Annotated in this window: 16 protein-coding genes; 11 read left to right on the forward strand and 5 right to left on the reverse strand. The window is 66.7% G+C overall.

Annotation, left to right across the window (positions count from 1 at the left end):
• Positions 1–84 precede the first annotated feature (84 nt).
• The 4 genes from L1080_RS23670 (at position 85) to L1080_RS23685 (ending at position 3,824) form a co-directional block, all read left to right on the forward strand.
• A complete protein-coding gene (locus tag L1080_RS23670; protein WP_250765568.1) occupies positions 85–1,269 on the forward strand; it encodes an alpha/beta fold hydrolase in 1,185 nt (394 codons plus the stop codon).
• Between the two features lie 98 nt (positions 1,270–1,367).
• Positions 1,368–2,177 carry an enoyl-CoA hydratase gene (locus L1080_RS23675; protein ID WP_250765571.1) on the forward strand — a complete coding sequence of 270 codons (810 nt, stop codon included), beginning with the start codon at positions 1,368–1,370 and terminating at the stop codon, positions 2,175–2,177.
• A 127-nt stretch (positions 2,178–2,304) separates the two neighbouring features.
• Positions 2,305–2,712: a TIGR03618 family F420-dependent PPOX class oxidoreductase gene (locus L1080_RS23680; RefSeq protein ID WP_250765574.1), complete on the forward strand. Its 408-nt coding sequence runs from the start codon at positions 2,305–2,307 to the stop codon at positions 2,710–2,712.
• Positions 2,713–2,741: 29 nt separating this feature from the next.
• Complete coding sequence (locus L1080_RS23685; RefSeq protein WP_250765577.1) at positions 2,742–3,824, forward strand: S1C family serine protease; 1,083 nt, start codon at positions 2,742–2,744, stop codon at positions 3,822–3,824.
• A 3-nt stretch (positions 3,825–3,827) separates the two neighbouring features.
• On the opposite strand, the gene L1080_RS23690 is transcribed toward L1080_RS23685, so the two are convergent.
• The 3 genes from L1080_RS23690 to L1080_RS23700 all read right to left on the reverse strand — a co-directional run bounded on the left by L1080_RS23690 (position 3,828) and on the right by L1080_RS23700 (position 6,481).
• The gene (locus tag L1080_RS23690; protein ID WP_159918816.1) at positions 3,828–4,865 is read right to left on the reverse strand and encodes an alpha/beta hydrolase; all 1,038 of its coding nucleotides are present in this window, start codon (positions 4,863–4,865) and stop codon (positions 3,828–3,830) included.
• 130 nt (positions 4,866–4,995) lie between these two features.
• The gene (locus tag L1080_RS23695; RefSeq protein ID WP_250765580.1) at positions 4,996–5,871 is read right to left on the reverse strand and encodes a PIN domain-containing protein; all 876 of its coding nucleotides are present in this window, start codon (positions 5,869–5,871) and stop codon (positions 4,996–4,998) included.
• Between the two features lie 133 nt (positions 5,872–6,004).
• Positions 6,005–6,481, reverse strand: a complete 477-nt coding sequence (locus tag L1080_RS23700; RefSeq protein WP_159918814.1) for a GtrA family protein — start codon at positions 6,479–6,481, stop codon at positions 6,005–6,007.
• Between the two features lie 99 nt (positions 6,482–6,580).
• Between L1080_RS23700 and L1080_RS23705 the strand changes: the two genes are divergently transcribed.
• The 4 genes from L1080_RS23705 to L1080_RS23720 all read left to right on the forward strand — a co-directional run bounded on the left by L1080_RS23705 (position 6,581) and on the right by L1080_RS23720 (position 11,060).
• Entirely contained in the window at positions 6,581–8,014 is a 1,434-nt protein-coding gene (locus L1080_RS23705) for an FAD-binding oxidoreductase (RefSeq protein WP_109326061.1), read from the forward strand.
• Complete coding sequence (locus L1080_RS23710) at positions 8,011–8,772, forward strand: decaprenylphospho-beta-D-erythro-pentofuranosid-2-ulose 2-reductase (RefSeq protein ID WP_159918813.1); 762 nt, start codon at positions 8,011–8,013, stop codon at positions 8,770–8,772. The genes L1080_RS23705 and L1080_RS23710 overlap by 4 nt, the downstream gene beginning before the upstream one ends.
• A gap of 65 nt (positions 8,773–8,837) precedes the next feature.
• Positions 8,838–10,676: a galactan 5-O-arabinofuranosyltransferase gene (locus L1080_RS23715; RefSeq protein ID WP_284707410.1), complete on the forward strand. Its 1,839-nt coding sequence runs from the start codon at positions 8,838–8,840 to the stop codon at positions 10,674–10,676.
• A gap of 108 nt (positions 10,677–10,784) precedes the next feature.
• Complete coding sequence (locus tag L1080_RS23720; protein WP_159918812.1) at positions 10,785–11,060, forward strand: hypothetical protein; 276 nt, start codon at positions 10,785–10,787, stop codon at positions 11,058–11,060.
• Here the strand turns inward: L1080_RS23720 and L1080_RS23725 are convergent.
• Positions 11,057–11,758, reverse strand: a complete 702-nt coding sequence (locus L1080_RS23725) for an MspA family porin (RefSeq protein ID WP_109326058.1) — start codon at positions 11,756–11,758, stop codon at positions 11,057–11,059. The two genes, L1080_RS23720 and L1080_RS23725, sit on opposite strands and share 4 nt — an antisense overlap.
• A gap of 216 nt (positions 11,759–11,974) precedes the next feature.
• Between L1080_RS23725 and L1080_RS23730 the strand changes: the two genes are divergently transcribed.
• Positions 11,975–13,780, forward strand: coding sequence for a glycosyl transferase (locus L1080_RS23730; protein WP_250765586.1), 1,806 nt, complete (start codon positions 11,975–11,977; stop codon positions 13,778–13,780).
• On the opposite strand, the gene map is transcribed toward L1080_RS23730, so the two are convergent.
• The gene (map, locus tag L1080_RS23735) at positions 13,777–14,541 is read right to left on the reverse strand and encodes a type I methionyl aminopeptidase (RefSeq protein ID WP_250765588.1); all 765 of its coding nucleotides are present in this window, start codon (positions 14,539–14,541) and stop codon (positions 13,777–13,779) included. The two genes, L1080_RS23730 and map, sit on opposite strands and share 4 nt — an antisense overlap.
• Before the next feature lie 51 nt (positions 14,542–14,592).
• Here map and L1080_RS23740 point away from each other — a divergent pair, with 51 nt between their 5' ends.
• Both L1080_RS23740 and L1080_RS23745 read left to right on the forward strand, forming a co-directional pair.
• Complete coding sequence (locus L1080_RS23740) at positions 14,593–14,862, forward strand: helix-turn-helix domain-containing protein (RefSeq protein ID WP_250765591.1); 270 nt, start codon at positions 14,593–14,595, stop codon at positions 14,860–14,862.
• Between the two features lie 104 nt (positions 14,863–14,966).
• Complete coding sequence (locus L1080_RS23745) at positions 14,967–18,233, forward strand: arabinosyltransferase domain-containing protein (protein WP_374432648.1); 3,267 nt, start codon at positions 14,967–14,969, stop codon at positions 18,231–18,233.
• The last annotated feature ends 30 nt before the right edge of the window (positions 18,234–18,263 follow it).

The following is an 18,263-nucleotide window of genomic DNA, read 5'->3' on the forward strand; positions in this document are numbered from 1 at the left end:
AGCAGCGATGGCCGGGATGACACATCCCGGCCATCGTCGTCTGCCAGTGAGAGCGCGCACATGCACCCGACAGGAGCCAGCTGCATGACGACAGCAGGGAATAGGCACTGGAGAGACCTCGCTCTTCTCCCGCTCGAGGTGGGGGCTGCGGCAGTCGAGGGATGGTCGGGGTACTGGGCAGGACTCTGTCGACGAAGGGCGAATCCGTTCGACATCGCCGACGACGTTCTTTCGTTCTGGATAGCGGTGAGCTCGCGCGAATACCCGAAGTGGGCGCATCACAGTGACGTTGCTCGTCGGGGTCGATTGGCCGATTGCCGGAACTACTCCACCGAAGGACCCACCGACCAGATCCCGACCTTGGTGATCCCACCCCACTCGGGTCGCGCGTCCTCGATCGTGGACTACGCGGACGGACGGAGTCTGATGCACACGCTCCGCGAGGCCGGAATCGACAACCTCTATTGCCTCGACTGGCACGGCCGCAGTCCCGACAACATCAACGCGTCGATCGACGACTACCTTGACTTGCTCACCGAGACAACCGAGTTCTTGGGCGGCAGGATCAACCTGGTCGGCTTCAGCCAGGGTGGATGGCTTGCCACGATTTTTGCGGCTCTTCATCCCGCTGCGGCCCACTCACTCGTCATCGCAGGTGCGCCGATCGATTTCCACGCCGGACGACCGCACGTCGTCGAGGTGATGGGCAGCTGGTTGCGTGATCCGAGCGCCGCATGGTTGCGAACGTGCGCCGTGGCAATCGCCGGATTGCAGTATCGACTCGGTGAAGCGGCCGGCGTCCCTCTGGGGAGACCTACTGCGGAGTTCGAACACGCCATGACGCTGCTTGCGCACATTGATGAACCGGAGTCCGTGGAACGCTATCTCGAGCGTAGACGGTGGTTCGCATGGTCGCAGCAGTTACCGGACCGATTCCGCGACTGGATGATCGAGGAGCTGTTCCTGACGAATCGGCTGATCTCGAACGAGCTCCGCGTGAAAACGGGAAACGTTACGCTCGAGTCTATTTCGTGTCCCGTCTTCTTGATAGCGGGCTCCGAGGACGAGTTCACACCACCCGAGCAGGTGTGGGCGCTGGAACGCCACATCTCCACCCCACCGGAGCACATCACGCGGCGTCTCGCGAACGGTGGGCACCTGAGCTTGATCGTCGACCCCGCCGTTCTCGAGGAAGTGTGGCGGCCGGTGATGCGCTCGGTGGCGGCGCTGTCAGCGACATCGGAGGTCGACCACTCACCGTCACCATGAACGCGTATCGGGAAAAGTCGCAGCGGAGCCCCAATAACTGAAACGCGTTCTAGTATGGAAGGCGACCGGACACCGGTATCGCCCGCCAAGGAGACGCTGTGAGCTTCGTTCTCGTCGACCATCCACGGCCGGGCGTCGCCCTGGTGACGCTCAATCGCCCGGAACGCATGAATGCAATGGCGTTCGATGTCATGGTGCCGTTTCGCGAAACGCTGGAACGGATCAGCCACGACAACGCGATACGAGCGGTCGTGGTCACCGGCGCCGGAAAGGGGTTCTCTTCCGGCGCCGACCAGACGTCCGCGGGCAGCCCGCCGCACATCGACGGCCTGACCCGGCCGACCGTCGCCCTGCGCGCGATGGAGATGCTGGACAACGTCGTACTTGCGCTTCGCCGCATGCACCAGCCGGTGATCAGCGCAGTCAACGGTGCCGCCATCGGCGGTGGGCTGTGCCTGGCGCTCGCATCGGACGTCCGGATCGCCTCGGACGCCGCCTATTTCCGGGCCGCCGGGATCAACAACGGGCTCACCGCGAGCGAGTTGGGACTCAGCTACCTACTTCCTCGCGCGATCGGCTCGTCCCGTGCCTTCGAGATCATGCTGTCGGGCCGAGACGTCCACGCCGAGGAAGCCGAGCGGATCGGCTTGGTGTCGCGGTGTGTGCCTGCCGACGACCTACTGGGCGCGTGCTTCGACCTGGCCGATCGGATGGCGACGTTCTCCCGGCCGGGCCTGGAGCTGACCAAGCGCACCCTGTGGTCGGGACTCGACGCGGCATCGCTGGAGTCCCACATCCACCAGGAAGGTCTCGGGCAACTCCTCGTGCGGCTGCTCACCGACAACTTCGAGGAAGCCACCGCCGCACGCAAGGAGGACCGCACTCCCCGGTTCCGCGACACCCGCTAGGCGCGGGACATGCGCGGCGCTGCGCTGATGGGGGGTGAACGTCGGTTCCCGGTCCGCGGGTGAGCGCGGGGTAGTCGGGGTATCTTTCGCACTGGAACGTGAGCGCACCACCCGACGAGAGGTCACCATGCCGAAGCCTCCCCTCCCGCAGGAAGCCGCGGAGATGTTCGCGCGGCCCAATTACGCCACCATCACCGCCGTCCGACCGGACGGGCAGCCCGTGTCGGTGGCCACCTGGTACCTCTACGAGGACGGGAAAGTACTGGTCAACATGGATTCGGGGCGCAAGCGGCTCGATTATCTGCGCCACGATCCGCGGGTGAGTCTCACTGCGATGGACCCACAGGACTGGATCACCCACGTCAGCATCCAGGGCCGGGTAGTCAAGCTGGTCGACGACGAGAATCTCGACGACATCGACCGCATCGCCCGGCACTACACCGGCAACCCGTATCCGGTCCGGGACCGGGCACGGGTAAGCGCGTGGATCGACATCGACACCTGGCACGGTTGGGGATCTCTGAAACAGTCGTGAGCCGCACCCCTCGACGGAGGTAGCCGGGCATGCCGAGCTCCCGCACCGCATCGGTCGTCGCCGTGGCGGTGGCGGTGGCCGGCGGTGTCCTCCTGAACCCGCTGCCGGTTCGGGAGGCGGGCGTGCCCACGGTGAGCGTGGCTCAGCCCGCCGCCCCCGCCCCCGCCCCACCTCCGCCGGTCGTCCTCACCCCCGAGGAGATCGAGGCACGCGTCGTACCGGTCATCGTCACGCTCGTCGCGGATTCGGGACTCGTCGACACCGCAGGTACGGGCATCGTGGTGACACCCGACGGCGTCGTTCTCACCAATCATCATGTGATCGACGGCGCACTCGACATCAGCGCGGTCACCCTCGCCGACGGTGCGGAATATGTGACGGACGTCCTTGGCTACGACAGCTCGCGCGACATCGCGGTGCTCCAACTCCAAGGCGCGGATTCGCTGCCCACGGCAACGCTGGCGACGTCACCCGCCACCCGGATCGGTGACCCCGTGACAGCTGTGGGCAACGCCGAGGGCAACGGATATCCGGTGCCGGCAAGGGGCTTCGTCACCGACGTGGGCCAGTCGATCACCGCGAGAAGCTCGACGGACGGTTCCCGGAACCGGTTGAGCGGCCTGATCGAAGTGGACGCCGCAGTGCGCCCGGGCGACTCGGGCGGTCCCCTCGTCGACGCCACCGCCACCGTGATCGGCGTCAACACCGCGGGCAACGCGGACTCCGATCCGTCGACCCCTCCACCCGCGCAACCACGTTCGTATGCCGTCCCCATCACCACCGCGATGGCCGTCGTCGATCAGGTCCGTGCCGGCAGGACGTCATCCACCGTACACGTCGGCGACACAGCACTTCTCGGCATCAACGTCACGAACAACGAGCGCGGCGCCGAAGTGCTGTGGGTCGGCATCGGGACCCCGGCAGACGACGCGGGGCTCGAGATCGGCAGCATCATTACCGATTTCGATGGAGCACCCGTCCGCTCGTCGACAGAACTGAGCGAACGCATGAACGCAAAACACCCCGGCGACACGGTGTCGGTGCTCTGGCTCGACGACCACGGGCAGTCGCAGGCAGCCACCATCGTCCTCGACGAGGGTCCGCCGCGCTGACCGTCACGCCGTGGCGCCCTGCACCATCCCGTCGTCACGCCGGACACGGACAGCCACGAATCTGGCGATCCGCCGCAGCACCGCACGACTTTCCGGCAGCCCCGGCCACAGCGCCGGAAATGCATGCACCTGCCCGTCCCAGATCTGCAACGTGGTCGCCACCCCCGCGGCGCTGAGCCGGTGCGCCATCAACTCCGAATCAGACCGTAGCACTTCACCTTCCGCGGCGATCAGCAACGACGGCGGCATTCCCACCAGATTGCCGTTCACCGGCGACAACGCGGGGTCGAGCACGCCGTCGACCTCGGCTCCGAGCTTCCCGATGGTGACCAGCGCCTCGATCGGTGCGAACACGTCCTTGGCCGCGTTGACGTGTACCGACTTCTCCGCGCAGTCCAGATCGAGCAACGGGGACAACCCGATGAGTCCGGCAGGCAGATCGACGCCCTCCTCACGGGCTTTCAACGCGGTCGCGAACACCAGGAACCCACCTGCGGAATCACCGGCAAAGACCGTCCCGCCCGCCCGGGCACCGTTCTCGAGCAGCCACTTGTACGCCGTCAGGCAGTCGTCGACCGATCCGCTGATGTTCGTATCGGGCAACTGCCGGTAGCCCACGTGCATCACCGGCAGTCCGGTGAGTTTCGCGATGGTCGCCACCACCGGCCGGTGCGTGTTCAGGCCACAACACAGGAATCCACCCCCGTGAAGGTAGAGAACGACGCCCTCACTCAGGTCCGGCGAGACTCCGGGAGCCCGCACGACCTCGGCGTCGAAGCCGGGCAGTCGAACCTTCTGGCGGCGAATGCCGGACGCGGGCCGCATTCCCGCGGCGAGGTCGAGCAGTGCCGCACGGCGGATGGCGGACTCGTTGATCGGGGCCATTCGGACGACAGGGCGGAGAAACCAGCGACAGGCCTGGTAGAGGAGCTGGGATTCCATACTCGGCCCGGCGAGTCGGGCACCGGGCCGGTACTGCACCGTCGGTTTCCCGATCCGCTGTTCCGCAGGTGTGTGGCGGTCGTTCGGCACAGAATCCATGCCCGCTCCCTCGTCGCCGACGCCCGTCTTCGTTGACGGGCGTCTCTCCACGGTAGAAGTATCGGGCGCCGCGTTTGTCCCACATCGGCGCATCGGCATCGAGTCGTGACCAGCCGGGTAGCGAGCCGGATCAGCCGAAATCGACGTCGTCGAGTTCCTCGACGATGCTCACGCGCCGGGTGCGCCCCCCGATCATCTTCCCGAGGCCGCGACGCCCACCGTTGTCTGCCTTCCCGGACGGCGGAATGCGCTGAGGTGCGGCGCGTGGGCGCGGCACGGTGACCGGCGGCGGGCTCGGTACCACCGGGCGCTCCTGTTCCGCCGGCACCCACTGTTCCGCCGGCAGCACCAGAGGTTGCACCGAACTGTCGAGGATGACCGGTTCGGGCTCCGGGCTGGGTAGGTCCTCGGTGCGGAGGTCCACGTCGGCCAGGCTCGTGGCCCACCACACACGCCCGTCCAGTCGGCGTTCCCGTAGTTCGGCTGCGAGGTCGTCGTGCCATACCGAGGGTTCACCGCCCCCGAAAGATCGGGTGTTGGCACTGACCCACACGACACCGTCCGGGTGACGATCGGCCAGATCGAGGACAGTCAGCCAGTTCACCGTCGCCGCGTAGCCGTCGTACCGCTTCTTCTCCCAGTAGGGGCGGCGGCGCTGGACGGCGCGCTGGGCAATCTCCACGTGCGAGCACCCCACCGGCTCGACCACCTCGACGCCGATCTTCTCCAATTCGCGGGCGAGGGCGACCACGTACCCACCGGCCTTCGCACGGGCCACATCGACGAACAGGGACAGGTCGTCCCGCAGTCCGAGCCGGTCGTACATCCTGGCCTGGACGGTGAGCGCTTCGATCATCGCCGCTGACTCCCGCTGGTACCGGTCGGCGATCTCGACGAGAACGAGCCGGGGAACTGCGACCCGGACACCCCGGTCCACGGCCGTGCGCACGAAAGTCTCGAAACGCGAATCTCGCGTGACCGCCGATGTATCGAGAACGATGAGCATTGCCCGATTGTGCAGGAGAATCCCACCCGCGCAGCCGCTGTCGCCGGGTCGTTATGCAATCTCGATCACGACGAAAGCACCGCAGGCTCGATCACGACGAGAGCATCGCAGGAACTGTCTCGAGGCCGGGCGGTCAGCGGATCTTGAAGATCACCGCGCGCTGGACGACGAAGTTGATGACCGTTGCCGTTCCCTGCGCTATGACGAACGCCAACGGCAAGCGCCACCACTCGTCGGGGAATGCCTGGTACATGACCCAGTTGAGACCGACCTGCACCGCGAAGGTCACCGCATAGAGGATCACGACCGCGACGAAACGGGCCCGGCTGGGTTCCGCTTTGAACGTCCACCGGCGGTTGATGAGATACGCCGTGGTGGTGCCGGCGATGAAGCTGATCGACTTGGCCACGTTGACGGGCAGTCCCACCACTTCGAGGAGCAGCCAGTACAGGCCGAAGTCGACGATCGCCGACAACCCGCCGGTCAGGACGAACCGCACGATCTGCGTCTTCAGGTCCAGTGCGTCGTCCGCGATGTTCTCGGTGACGGGAATCTCGACCGGGAGGGGAACGTGATGTTCGTGCTCGTGACTCGGCTGGGTTTCTGACACGACGACGAGAGTAACCACCCGTGCGTACTTGTTAACCCCCCACTGTTGATAAGTACGCACAGGGCCGGTGGGTCCTACCGCCAGGTAGCCTCTATCTCGATGTCCACGACAGCAGAAGAGACGCCCACCCAGGCGCTCCCCACACAGACCCGCACCCTCACCGGCTGGGGACGCACCGCGCCCACCACGGCGCAGGTGCTGTCCACTCCCGATGTCGACGTGATCGCTCGAGCGGTCGCCCAGGTCGCGGAGAAGAACGAGTCGAAGCCCTCTCACCTGCAGCGCGGGGTGATCGCCCGCGGCCTCGGCCGCTCGTACGGCGACCCAGCGCAGAATGCCGGCGGCCTGGTCATCGACATGAATGCGCTCAACCGCATTCACCGCATCGACCGCGAGACCCATCTGGTGGACGTCGATGCCGGCGTCAATCTGGACCAGCTGATGAAGGCCGCCCTGCCGTTCGGCCTGTGGGTCCCGGTGCTCCCCGGCACCCGCCAGGTCACCATCGGCGGCGCCATCGGCTCCGATATCCACGGGAAGAACCATCACAGCGCGGGTAGCTTCGGCAACCACGTCGTGTCGCTGGATCTGCTCACCGCCGACGGTCAGGTGCGCAAGCTCACGCCGAAGGGCGGCCGCAACGACCCCAAGGGCGCGCTGTTCTGGGCGACGATCGGCGGCATGGGCCTGACGGGCATCATCCTCCGGGCGACCATCAAGATGACGCCCACCGAGACGGCGTACTTCATCGCCGACGGCGACGTCACGGGCAGCCTCGACGAGACGATCGCCCTGCACAGCGACGGCAGCGAGGCGAACTACGAGTACTCGAGCGCGTGGTTCGACGCCATCGCGGCGCCGCCGAAGCTCGGCCGCGCTGCAATCTCCCGCGGTTCCCTGGCCAAGCTCGACCAGCTGCCGGAGAAGCTGCAGAAGAATCCGCTGGCGTTCGACGCACCGCAGTTGATGACGTTCCCGGATATCTTCCCGAACGGGCTGGCCAACAAGTTCAACTTCTCGCTGATCGGCGAGCTGTGGTTCCGTAAGTCCGGGACCTACCGCGGCAAGGTGCAGAACTTGACGCAGTTCTATCACCCGCTCGACATGTTCGGGGAGTGGAACCGTGCGTACGGTTCCAACGGCTTCCTGCAGTACCAGTTCGTGGTGCCGCCGGAGGCAGTCGACGAGTTCAAGGCGATTATCCGCGACATCCAGAAGTCGGGGCATCACTCCTTCCTCAACGTGTTCAAGCTCTTCGGTGAGGGCAACCAGGCGCCGCTGAGTTTCCCGATCCCCGGTTGGAACATCTGCGTCGACTTCCGGATCAAGCCGGGCTTGAACGAGTTCGTCACCGAGCTCGACAAGCGCGTGCTGAAGTTCGGTGGACGCCTTTACACCGCCAAGGATTCGCGGACTACCGCCGAGACCTTCCACTCCATGTACCCGCGGATCGACGAGTGGATCGCCACCCGCCGCAAGTACGACCCCACCAATGTCTTCGCCTCCGATATGTCCAGAAGGTTGGAACTGTGATCAACGCCGTCGGGAACCCGCAAACCCTCCTGCTCCTCGGTGGCACCTCCGAGATCGGTCTCGCCATCTGCGAGGAGTACCTGAAGAAGGCTCCGATGCGGGTGATCCTCGCCGCTCTGCCCGGCGACCCCGGCCGGGACGCCGCAGTGGCGCAATTGACGGCTGCAGGAGCGAACGCCGTCGACGTCATCGACTTCGACGCCGTCGACACCGAGAGCCACCCGAAAGTCATCGACGAAGCCTGGGCGAAGGGGGACGTCGACGTCGCCATCGTCGCGTTCGGCCTGCTCGGTGACGCCGAGGAACTGTGGCAGAACCAGCGCAAGGCCGTCCAGATCGCCGAGGTCAACTACACGGCAGCGGTGTCGGTGGGCGTGCTGGTCGGCGAGAAGATGAAGGCGCAGGGCTACGGCCAGATCATCGCCATGTCGTCCGCCGCAGGCGAGCGTGTACGCCGGTCGAACTTCGTGTACGGCTCCACCAAGGCCGGACTCGACGGCTTCTACCTGGGCCTCGGTGAAGCACTGCGCGAGTTCGGGCCCCGCGTCCTCGTGATCCGTCCCGGTCAGGTCCGCACCCGGATGTCCGCGGATGTGAAGGAAGCCCCGCTCACCGTGAACAAGGAAGACGTGGCCAAGCTGGCCGTCGCGTCGGCGGAGAAGGGCAAGGAGCTGGTCTGGGCGCCGGGCGCCTTCCGGTACGTGATGATGATCCTGCGGCACATCCCGCGACCGATCTTCAAGAAGCTGCCCATCTAAGCTTCGCCCTCGTGACGGAAGCACGCGTAGCCCCCGCCCGTCGGGCACTGTCGACCGCCGCCGAGATGTTTTCGGCGGCGGTCGTCGCCGCAGTGGTCGCGGCGGTCGGACTCGTCGCGTTCGCGCGAGTGCAGTGGCCGGCCTTCAGCTCGTCCAATGTGACGCAGGCCGTCACCACCGTCGGCCAGGTACTGGCCGTCGCCGGTATCGCCGTATCGGTGCTGCTCGTGCGGCGCCACCGGGCAGTGCGGTTCGCGAGGCTGCTGTCGTGGGCGAGCCTGTCCGGGTTCGTGACGGTGACGCTCGGCCTCCCGCTCGCCGCAACCCGGCTGTACCTCCACGGTGTCTCCGTCGATCAGGAATTCCGCACCGAGTACCTGACACGGCTCACCGACTCCCCCGCGTTGCGCGACATGACGTACGCGGACCTGCCGCCGTACTACCCGGCGGGGTGGTTCTGGGTCGGTGGACGGGTCGCGGACCTCCTCGGTATGGACGGCTGGGAGGCGTTCAAGCCCTACGCCATCGGGTCGCTGGCCGTGGCTGCCGTGGTGGCACTCGTGTTGTGGAGCAACCTGATCCGGCACGACCTGGCGATCGTCGTCTCACTCGCGACCGCAGCGCTGGTCGTGGCATACGGTTCTCCCGAGCCCTACGGGGCGATCATCGCACTCCTGATCGGGCCCGCCCTCGTTCTGGCTTGGGGTGGGCTGCACCGGGTGTCCGGGCGCGGCGGCTGGGGCGCGGTGATCGGCACCGGACTCTTCCTCGGTCTCGCCGCAACGTTCTACACGCTCTACCTCGGCCTGGCCGCCTTCGCGGTGACCCTGCTTGCGGTGCTCGCCGCCGCACTCCGGGTGCGATCGCAGAAGACGTGGCGGGGGGCGATCGACCCGCTTCTCCGGTTGGCCGTGGTGGCGGTGGTGTCCGGGCTCATTGCCCTCCTGGTCTGGGGTCCGTATCTCCTCGAAGTGATCCACGGCTCGCCTGCCGCGTCGGGAACTGCGCTGCACTACCTGCCCGAAGCGGGGGCGCGTCTCCCACTGCCGATGATCCACTTCTCGCTGACGGGCGCCCTGTGCCTACTCGGGACCATCTGGCTGGTCGGCCGGGCAACCACGTCGCGTCGCGCGCAGGCGCTCGGGGTCGGGGTGGTGGCCATCTACGTGTGGTCGATGATGTCGATGGCTCTCGCCGCTCTCGGCAACACCCTCCTGTCCTTCCGGCTCGAGCCGGTGTTGATCGTCCTGCTCGGTGCGGCAGGTGTGTTCGGATTCGTCGAGTTCGCCGGCTGGCTCCTGCTGGCCACGAGCGACAATCCCCGAGTCCGCGGCGCGATTCTGGTGATCGGCGTGCTGGGCGGGCTCTCCTTCGTCCAGAACATTCCCCGGCACCTCGATTCCGACATCGCCGTCGCCTACACCGACACCGACGGCAACGGTGAGCGCGCCGACAAACGTCCGCCCGGTGCGGCCGCGCATTTCGCCGAGGTGGACGAACTCGTGCAGGAGCAGATCCCGCGCGAACGTGACGACACGGTGGTCCTGACCGCCGACACCACCTTCCTCAGCTTCTACCCGTATCTCGGGTTCCAGGCACTGACGTCCCACTATTCGAACCCGTTGGCCGACTTCGCCGGTCGCGCACAGACCATCGCCGACTGGAGTGAACTCGACACGCCCGACCAATTGGTATCGGCCCTCGACGCATCGCCGTGGCGCGCGCCCGACGCTTTCGTCTTCCGCCAGGGCGCCGACGGGTATACCTTGCGCCTCGCGGAGGATGTCTACCCCAACGATCCGAACGTTCGCCGCTACACGGTGACGTTTCCGAAGGAACTGTTCGACGACCCCCGATTCACGGTGTCCGAGACCGGACCCTTCGTGGTGGTCACCCGAAACTGATCGGTCGGTCCGCGTTTATCCCGGCTCGAGCGAGGGAACTCCGCACCCAGTCCAGGAGCGGAAGCATCCGCCCTTCGAGGGGAATGCAGGTTGCGGCGAGGAGCGGTCATGCCCGATGCAGGAAGGCCGCCGCGCGACCTCTCCGGTCCCGAAGATCATGTGCTCGGCACCGGGGGTGGTGAGGTTGCGGTGCACGCCGGACTCGCATTGACGATCGGGGCGATCCTGGGTGTCTACGTGGGGCACTGGGCGCTGTTCGTCCTCGCACTGATCGGGGTGTCGTTGTGGATCACCAGTGGTGTCGTCGTCCAGACCACACGGCAGAGGCCGCCGGACGTCGGTCCGGCGGCCTCCCACAGTCACTCGATCGAGCGTGCTGCCTAGTTGAGCTTCTGCGGCACACCGTAGGTCATGACCGAGTCACCGTTCGCGGTGACGGCCATCGCATACGGCCGGATGGTGACCGGACCGATCGCACCGGAGATGAACCCGTGCATACCCTGCATCCGCACGAGAGCGGAAGGTCCGTCGAACTCCTGGCCTTCGAGGAACGGGACGGTGGTGATGCCGCCCGGCTCGAGGTCGATGTCGAGTTCCTGCGACGGGATGATGGAGCCACCGATACCGGCGGCCGTACCGGCATTCAGTCCGAGTTCCAGCTCGGGAACCAGCCCGAGATCGATCCCGTTGTTCGATTCGATGAACCAGTCGAGGTTGGGCGTGTTGAGGACGATCGTCGCACCGGCGAGCGCCACCGGGTAGCCGATCTGATAGCCGAGAGTGAGCTGCGTGTCTTCGAACTCCGCGGCGTTCGGCCCGGTGATGTTCACCGCGGCGTAGCCGTCGTGGAAGAACTCGACCGACGTCGGCACGCCGTCGAGCGGGGGAACCGTGTGATAGGAGGTATCTCCCTGGAGGACTTCGATGCGATTGCCACCGGCGTCGACGACGGAGCTGGAATTGTCGACCCCTGCCGAGGCAGTCCCATTGCCCATGACCATGCCGAGCACTGCAATTCCTGCAACAGCCACTGCGCGCGTGAACCGTTTGTATCCATACCGAGATGTGGTGATGTCCGTCATGCCGACCCCATTCAGAGTGCACTGCAACCGATACGAAAAAGCAAGCTGAGCGTAACCACAGGAAGCGAACAATATCCCCGTATTGATCAGAAGTTCACAAATGAACTTCCTGTGACATGGGCAACACTTCTGCCGTCACGCCCCGAATACCCCATCAGACCCTCCGGTACCCTCGGTCGATCGACATCGACCCCGGATATTCGGAGGCGCGCCTGCGTGACTGAGATACTCACCGACGTCGGAACGCCGCAGCGGTCCCTGAGCACTCCCACCGAGACCCCCGGCCCCGTACGCTCTCGAATTCGCCCCCACCCCGCCGATGTCGCTGCGGTGGCATTCTTCGTCGGCCTGGCGGTGTTCGTACTGGTTCGACAGTGGAAACATCTCGGGACCGGCTACCTCGTCCGCAGTGGCCAGGACCAGACCATGTGGGAATGGTTCTTCGCCGTCGCGGCGCACTCGGTGGTGCACCTGGAGAATCCACTGTCGAGCGACCTCCAGAACTATCCCCTCGGCGTGAACCTCATGGGCAACACGGCGATGTTCGGCATCAGCATCCCCCTGGCACCCGTCACCCTGTTGTTCGGCCCCGGTGTCACGTTCACCCTCGCGCTCACGCTGGGGCTGTCCGGCACGGCCATCGCCTGGTACTGGCTGTTCTCGCGCCACGTCGTCGCCTCGCGGTTCGCTGCGGCCGTCGGCGGCGTCGTCTGCGGATTCGCCCCCGCCCTCATCTCGCACAGCAACGGACACCCCAACTTCGTCGCCCTGTTCCTCCTTCCTTTCATCGCACTCGGCGTGATCCGGCTCGGCAGTGGACGACGTCCGGTGCGGGACGGTGTCGTCCTCGGCCTGCTGATCGCGTACCAGATCTTTCTGGGCGAAGAACCACTTCTGATCTATGCACTGGCCTTCACGGTGTTCGGACTCGCGTTCGCAGCGACCCGTCCCCGCGCCGCTGTGACGTCGGTACGCAAGGGCAGCAAGGGTTTTGCCATCGCAGGCGGCGTCGCCCTGTCCATCGCCGCCCTGCCCCTGTGGTGGCAGTTCTTCGGGCCGGACAGTTACCGCGCGCTCGAGCACGGTCCGGTGGGCAACGACACGGAGGCGTTCACCGGTTTCCCCACTTCCTCACTGGCGGGAGCCCCGGGAACAGCCGAGTTCAGCATGAACTCCACCGAAGAGAACGCCTACTTCGGCTGGCCGCTCCTGATTCTTCTCACGCTGTCGGGATTGTGGTTGTGGCGGATGCCGCTCGCGCGCGCAGCCACCGTGACCGTTGCGGCGATGGCCGTCCTGTCGCTCGGGTCCACCCTCACCATCGGCGGAACCGATACGGGAATTCCACTCCCGTGGAAGTACGTGTCGCATCTTCCCCTCCTCGAATCCGTTCTGGAGTCACGCTTCGCCATGGGCTGCCTCCCGGCTGCGGCGCTCCTCCTCGCACTCGGCACCGACCGCGCCCTCGCGTCCGCTCGGGCCGGGGAGCGAACCATAACTCTGCTGTGGATCGGCTGGCTCGCCGTCGCCCTGCTTCCGTTGGCGCCCACACCCCTTGCCGTCGTGCAACGGGACACCGCACCCGACTTCTTCGCCGAAGGAACGTGGAAGCAGTACGTCACCGACGGATCGGTGGTGACCGTGCCGCTCCCGTCACCGGAGAATGCGCGAATGCTGCGCTGGCAGACCGAGCAGGACCTCGCCTTCCCCATCGCCGGGGGGTACTTCGTCGGCCCCGCCGGCAGTGATGCGAAGGGTAAGTACGGGCCGGACGACCGCCCGACCGCACTGCTGCTGGCGTCGGCGCAGAAGTCCGGCAAGGTGCCCGACATCGAAGGGCAGACGCGGACCCAGGCGCTGGCGGATCTGCGCTTCTGGAACGCCGACGTCCTGGTGCTCCCACACACCCGCAACGATCGCGTTCTGCGTGAGACGGTCCGCCTGCTCATCGGCGAGCCGGCGACGCCTGTGGACGGCGTCTGGGTGTGGGACGTCCGCGCCCTGACGCGGGAAAGCGGTTAGCGGGTCAGCACTTCCGGTCCGTCTTCGCCGATCGCCACCGTGTGCTCGCTGTGAGCGGCGCGGGCTCCCGTCACGGTGCGCAGCGTCCATCCGTCGGCGTCGCAGCGGTAGTCGTCACTGCCGTCCGCGATGAGCATCGGTTCGATCGCGAGAACCATTCCGGGGCGCAGCAGCAGACCCTTGCCCGCGCGACCCTCGTTGGGCACGTGTGGATCCTCGTGCATACGCCTGCCGATGCCGTGCCCACCGTGATCGGCGAGCATTCCGTAACCGGCGCCGCGCGCATACAGTCCGATGGCCGCACCGATGTCACCCAACCGGTTTCCGGGGCGCGCAGCCGCAATCCCATGAGCCAGTGCCGCTTCGGTGGCCGCGACCAGTGCGATGTCCGCCAGGTCCGCCGTGCCCACGACGAAACTGATCGCGGCGTCACCACACCATCCGTCCAGCCGCGCCCCGCAGTCCACGCTGATCAGATCACCGTCGCGGAGTCTATATGGATCCGGGATGCCGTGCACGACAGCATCATTCACACTCGTGCACAGAGATCCAGGGAAGGGAGAGGGCGCCCAGCTCGGGTGGTAGTCGCGAAACAGCGGCACCGCTCCCGCCCCGACGATCAGGTCGGCGGCCAGGGCGTCGAGGTCGAGCAGGCTCACCCCGACCGCGGCCGACTTCCGTACCGCGGCCAGTGCCGCAGCAACCACCTGCCCCGCCGCGCGCATCGTCTGCACCTCGGCTGACGTCTTCAGCTCGACCACGACCCACCCTTACCTGTGTGCAATTTTTATACCGGTATTACTATATGGCACATGGTGCGTGTGCCGTTGACAGCCGAAGAACTCGAACGCGGGCAGAGACTGGGCGAGCTGCTGCGCGCCACCCGGGGAGACAGAAGCATGGTCACCGTCGCGCTCGACGCGGGCATCTCGGTCGAAACGCTGCGCAAGATCGAGACCGGACGCATCGCCACTCCCGCATTCTTCACCATCGCAGCAGTGGCCCGGGTCCTCGGCCTGTCGCTCGACGAGGTGGCCGATTCCCTCACCCCTTCGGTGACCGGAGGCATAGCCGCGTCCTGACGCCGGTCGGCCGCGGACTCGGGTCTCCGGTGCACCGCACGACGTGAGGCCGGTACGCCGTGGGGACGGAGCACCCGCCGGGAGTCACCGCCTACCATCGTCGTGTGCCGTCCGAAGTAGCAGAGAAGCCCACACGTTCGCCGTCGGAGCGGCGGCCGCTGCCCGACATTCGAAGCATCCGCACTTCCCGGCTCATCGCGATCGTCACCGGCCTGCTCGGTTTCGTGCTGGCACTCGCCATCCCGTTGCTGCCGGTCGAGCAGGACGCCGCCTCGATCGACTGGCCGCAGAACGGTGTTCTCGGCAGCGTCGACGCCCCACTGGTGTCCTACGCGCCGCTGAACATGCAAATCTCCGTGCCCTGTTCGGCTGTGGCACAGCTCGGCGAGGGGGGCGGCACCCTCGTCTCGACGCTGCCGAACGGCGCGCCCGACTTCGAGTCGGCCGGCCTGGTGGTGCGGGCGGCCGCCGACGGCACGGTGAAGGTCATCACCCGGGGCAACACGCTGATCTCCGCGACCGGCGCCGAGGTGCAGGGCTGCGACATGATCGAAGTCACCTCCGACCACCAGCGCACGTCCGCCGAGGTGACGGGTACCGCGGATCCCGTTGCAGGGTCGGTCGAGGGAGACGCCCGCCCGCAGATGGTCGGTATCTTCACCGACCTGCGCGGCAGCATCCCGGACGGGTTGAACGTGCACGTCGACCTCGACTCCCGGTTCTCGTCGAGCCCGACTCTGCTGAAACTTCTCGCGATGATCGTGTGCGTCCTCGCGACCCTGTCGTCGCTGTACGCGCTGCACCGGGTGGACGGCATCGATGGCAGGCGCGCCCGCCGCTTCCTGCCTGCCCACTGGTGGAAATTCACCGGCGTCGATGCCGTGGTGATCGGGACGTTGCTGCTGTGGCACGTGATCGGAGCCAACACGTCCGACGACGGTTACCTGCTGGGGATGGCCCGGGTGTCCGAGCAGTCGGGTTACATGGCCAACTACTTCCGCTGGTTCGGGGTGCCGGAAGCACCGTTCGGCTGGTCGTACGAGCTTCTCGCGGCGCTCGTCAAGGTGAGCACGGCGAGCATGTGGATGCGGCTCCCCACTCTCCTCGCGGCGCTGCTGTGCTGGATGGTGATCAGCCGGGAAGTCATTCCCCGCCTCGGTGTCGCGGTGCGGCGCAACAGGACTGCCCTCTGGACGGGCGGGCTGGTCTTCCTCGCGTTCTGGCTGCCCTACGACAACGGCCTGCGCCCCGAACCGGTGATCGCGCTCGGCGCCTTACTCACCTGGTGTTCCATCGAACGCGCCATCGCGACCGGACGACTGCTTCCCGGCGCGGTGGCCGTGCTGATCGCGGCCTTTTCCCTCGCCGCGGGTCCGTCGGGTCTGATCTGCATCGCCGCACTGATCGCGGGTGCGAGGCCCATCCTGCGCATCGTCATCGCGCGGGGTCACCGCGTGGGGTTCGCGTCGCAGATCTTGCCCGTCCTCGCTGCGGGCACCGTTGTGCTCGTAGCCGTCTTCGCCGATCAGACACTGGCGACCGTGCTCGAGTCGACCCGCGTGCGGACAGCCGTGGGCCCCAACGTTGCCTGGTTCGACGAACGGGTGCGCTGGGACGCGTTGCTCGGCATCTCCCCCGACGGCTCGCTCGCACGCCGGTTCGGTGTGTTCGTCATGCTGCTCTGCGTCGTCCTCTGCGTGATGCTCATCCTGCGCAAGGGCAAGGTGCCGGGCACGGCTATCGGCCCGTCACGCCGCATTCTCGGCATCGTCTTCGCATCGCTCCTGCTCATGATGTTCACGCCGACCAAGTGGACCCACCACTTCGGCGTGTACGCGGGGCTGGCCGGATCGGTGGCCGTGCTCGCCGCGGTGGGCGTCGGGGCCCGAAGCATCCGCTCCAAACGCAACCGCACCCTGTTCGCCGCGGGCATCCTCTTCATCCTCGCCGTCGCCTTCACCGGATCCAACGGCTGGTGGTACGTCTCGAGCTACGGAGTCCCGTGGTGGGACAAGCCGCCGATGCTGGCCGGGAAGGGTTTCTCCACCCTGTTCCTCGGTCTCACCGTGCTCGCGTTGCTCCTCGCCGCCTGGTACCACGTCCGAGAGCCTTACAGGAAAGACACCGAGCCCGATGGGAAACGTGCCCGCGTACTGGCTCCGTCACCGCTGACCATCGCCGCCGGTGCCGTTGTCCTGTTCGAGGTGTTGTCGCTGCTGAAGGGAGTGGTCGCCCAGTACCCCGGCTACTCCATCGGGAAGGCGAACATCGAGTCGATGACGGGCGGCACCTGCGCCCTCGCCGACGAGGTACTCGTGGAGACCGACCCCAACGCGGCACTTCTGCGTCCGCTGGCCCCGATCACCGACCCGGACGGAGCCGGCGCCTTCGCTGCCACCGCCGCCGACGGTTTCACGGCCAACGGCATCGCCCGCGACCTCACCGCCGACTCCGAGAAGATCAGCAAGGGCGGGGCCAACACCGTCGATTCCGACACCGATGAGACGACCACCGGCACGAGTTCCGGTACCGGCGGCGGCACCGAGGCCACCGCCGGCGTCAACGGGAGCACCGTCACGCTGCCGTTCGGTCTCGACCCCGCCCGCACGCCCGTCCTCGGTAGCTTCCAGACCGGTGAACAGCAGCCTGCCGCCCTGACGACGGGGTGGTACGGCCTTCCCGAGCGCACCGACGACGCACCGATCGTGACCCTGTCCGCTGCCGGACGCATCCGGTCGGTCGATGCGGACGGTGTCGTCACGCCCGGGCAGATCCTGAAGGTGGAGTACGGCTCCACCGGCCCCGACGGATCCGTCACCACACTGGGCAGCATCGATCCGATCGACATCGGACCGTCGCCGTCCTGGCGAAACCTGCGTGTGCCGCTCGAGTTGCTGCCCGCCGACGCGAATGCCGTCCGGCTCGTCGCCGAGGACCCGGATACCGACCCCGGCCAGTGGCTCGCCGTCACTCCACCGCGGGTGCCGAAGATGCAGACACTGCAGACGGTGGTCGGATCGACCGATCCGGTGCTGCTGGACTGGGCGGTCGGGCTCGCATTCCCCTGCCAGCGCCCCTTCGACCACCGGTACGGCGTCGCGGAGGTGCCGCAGTGGCGGGTTCTGCCCGACCGCATCGGCGCCGAGTCCACGAACGCGTGGCAGGACAGAATCGGCGGTGGCCCGCTGGGGTGGACCGACCAGCTGCTGTCGGCGAGCACCCTCGCGACCTACCTGTCGAACGACTGGGACCGCGACTGGGGCTCCCTCGAGCGGTTCACGCCGCGCGATGCTGTCACGACCCCGGCACAGGTGGACACGGAAGAGGTCACCAGGTCCGGCACCTGGTCGGCAGGACCCGTTCGCTACTAGTTTGCACACTCGTTACCGACGGGTAAGTTC

The organism is Rhodococcus sp. MSC1_016 (assembly GCF_023667485.2).
Taxonomy (GTDB): domain Bacteria; phylum Actinomycetota; class Actinomycetes; order Mycobacteriales; family Mycobacteriaceae; genus Rhodococcus_F; species Rhodococcus_F oxybenzonivorans.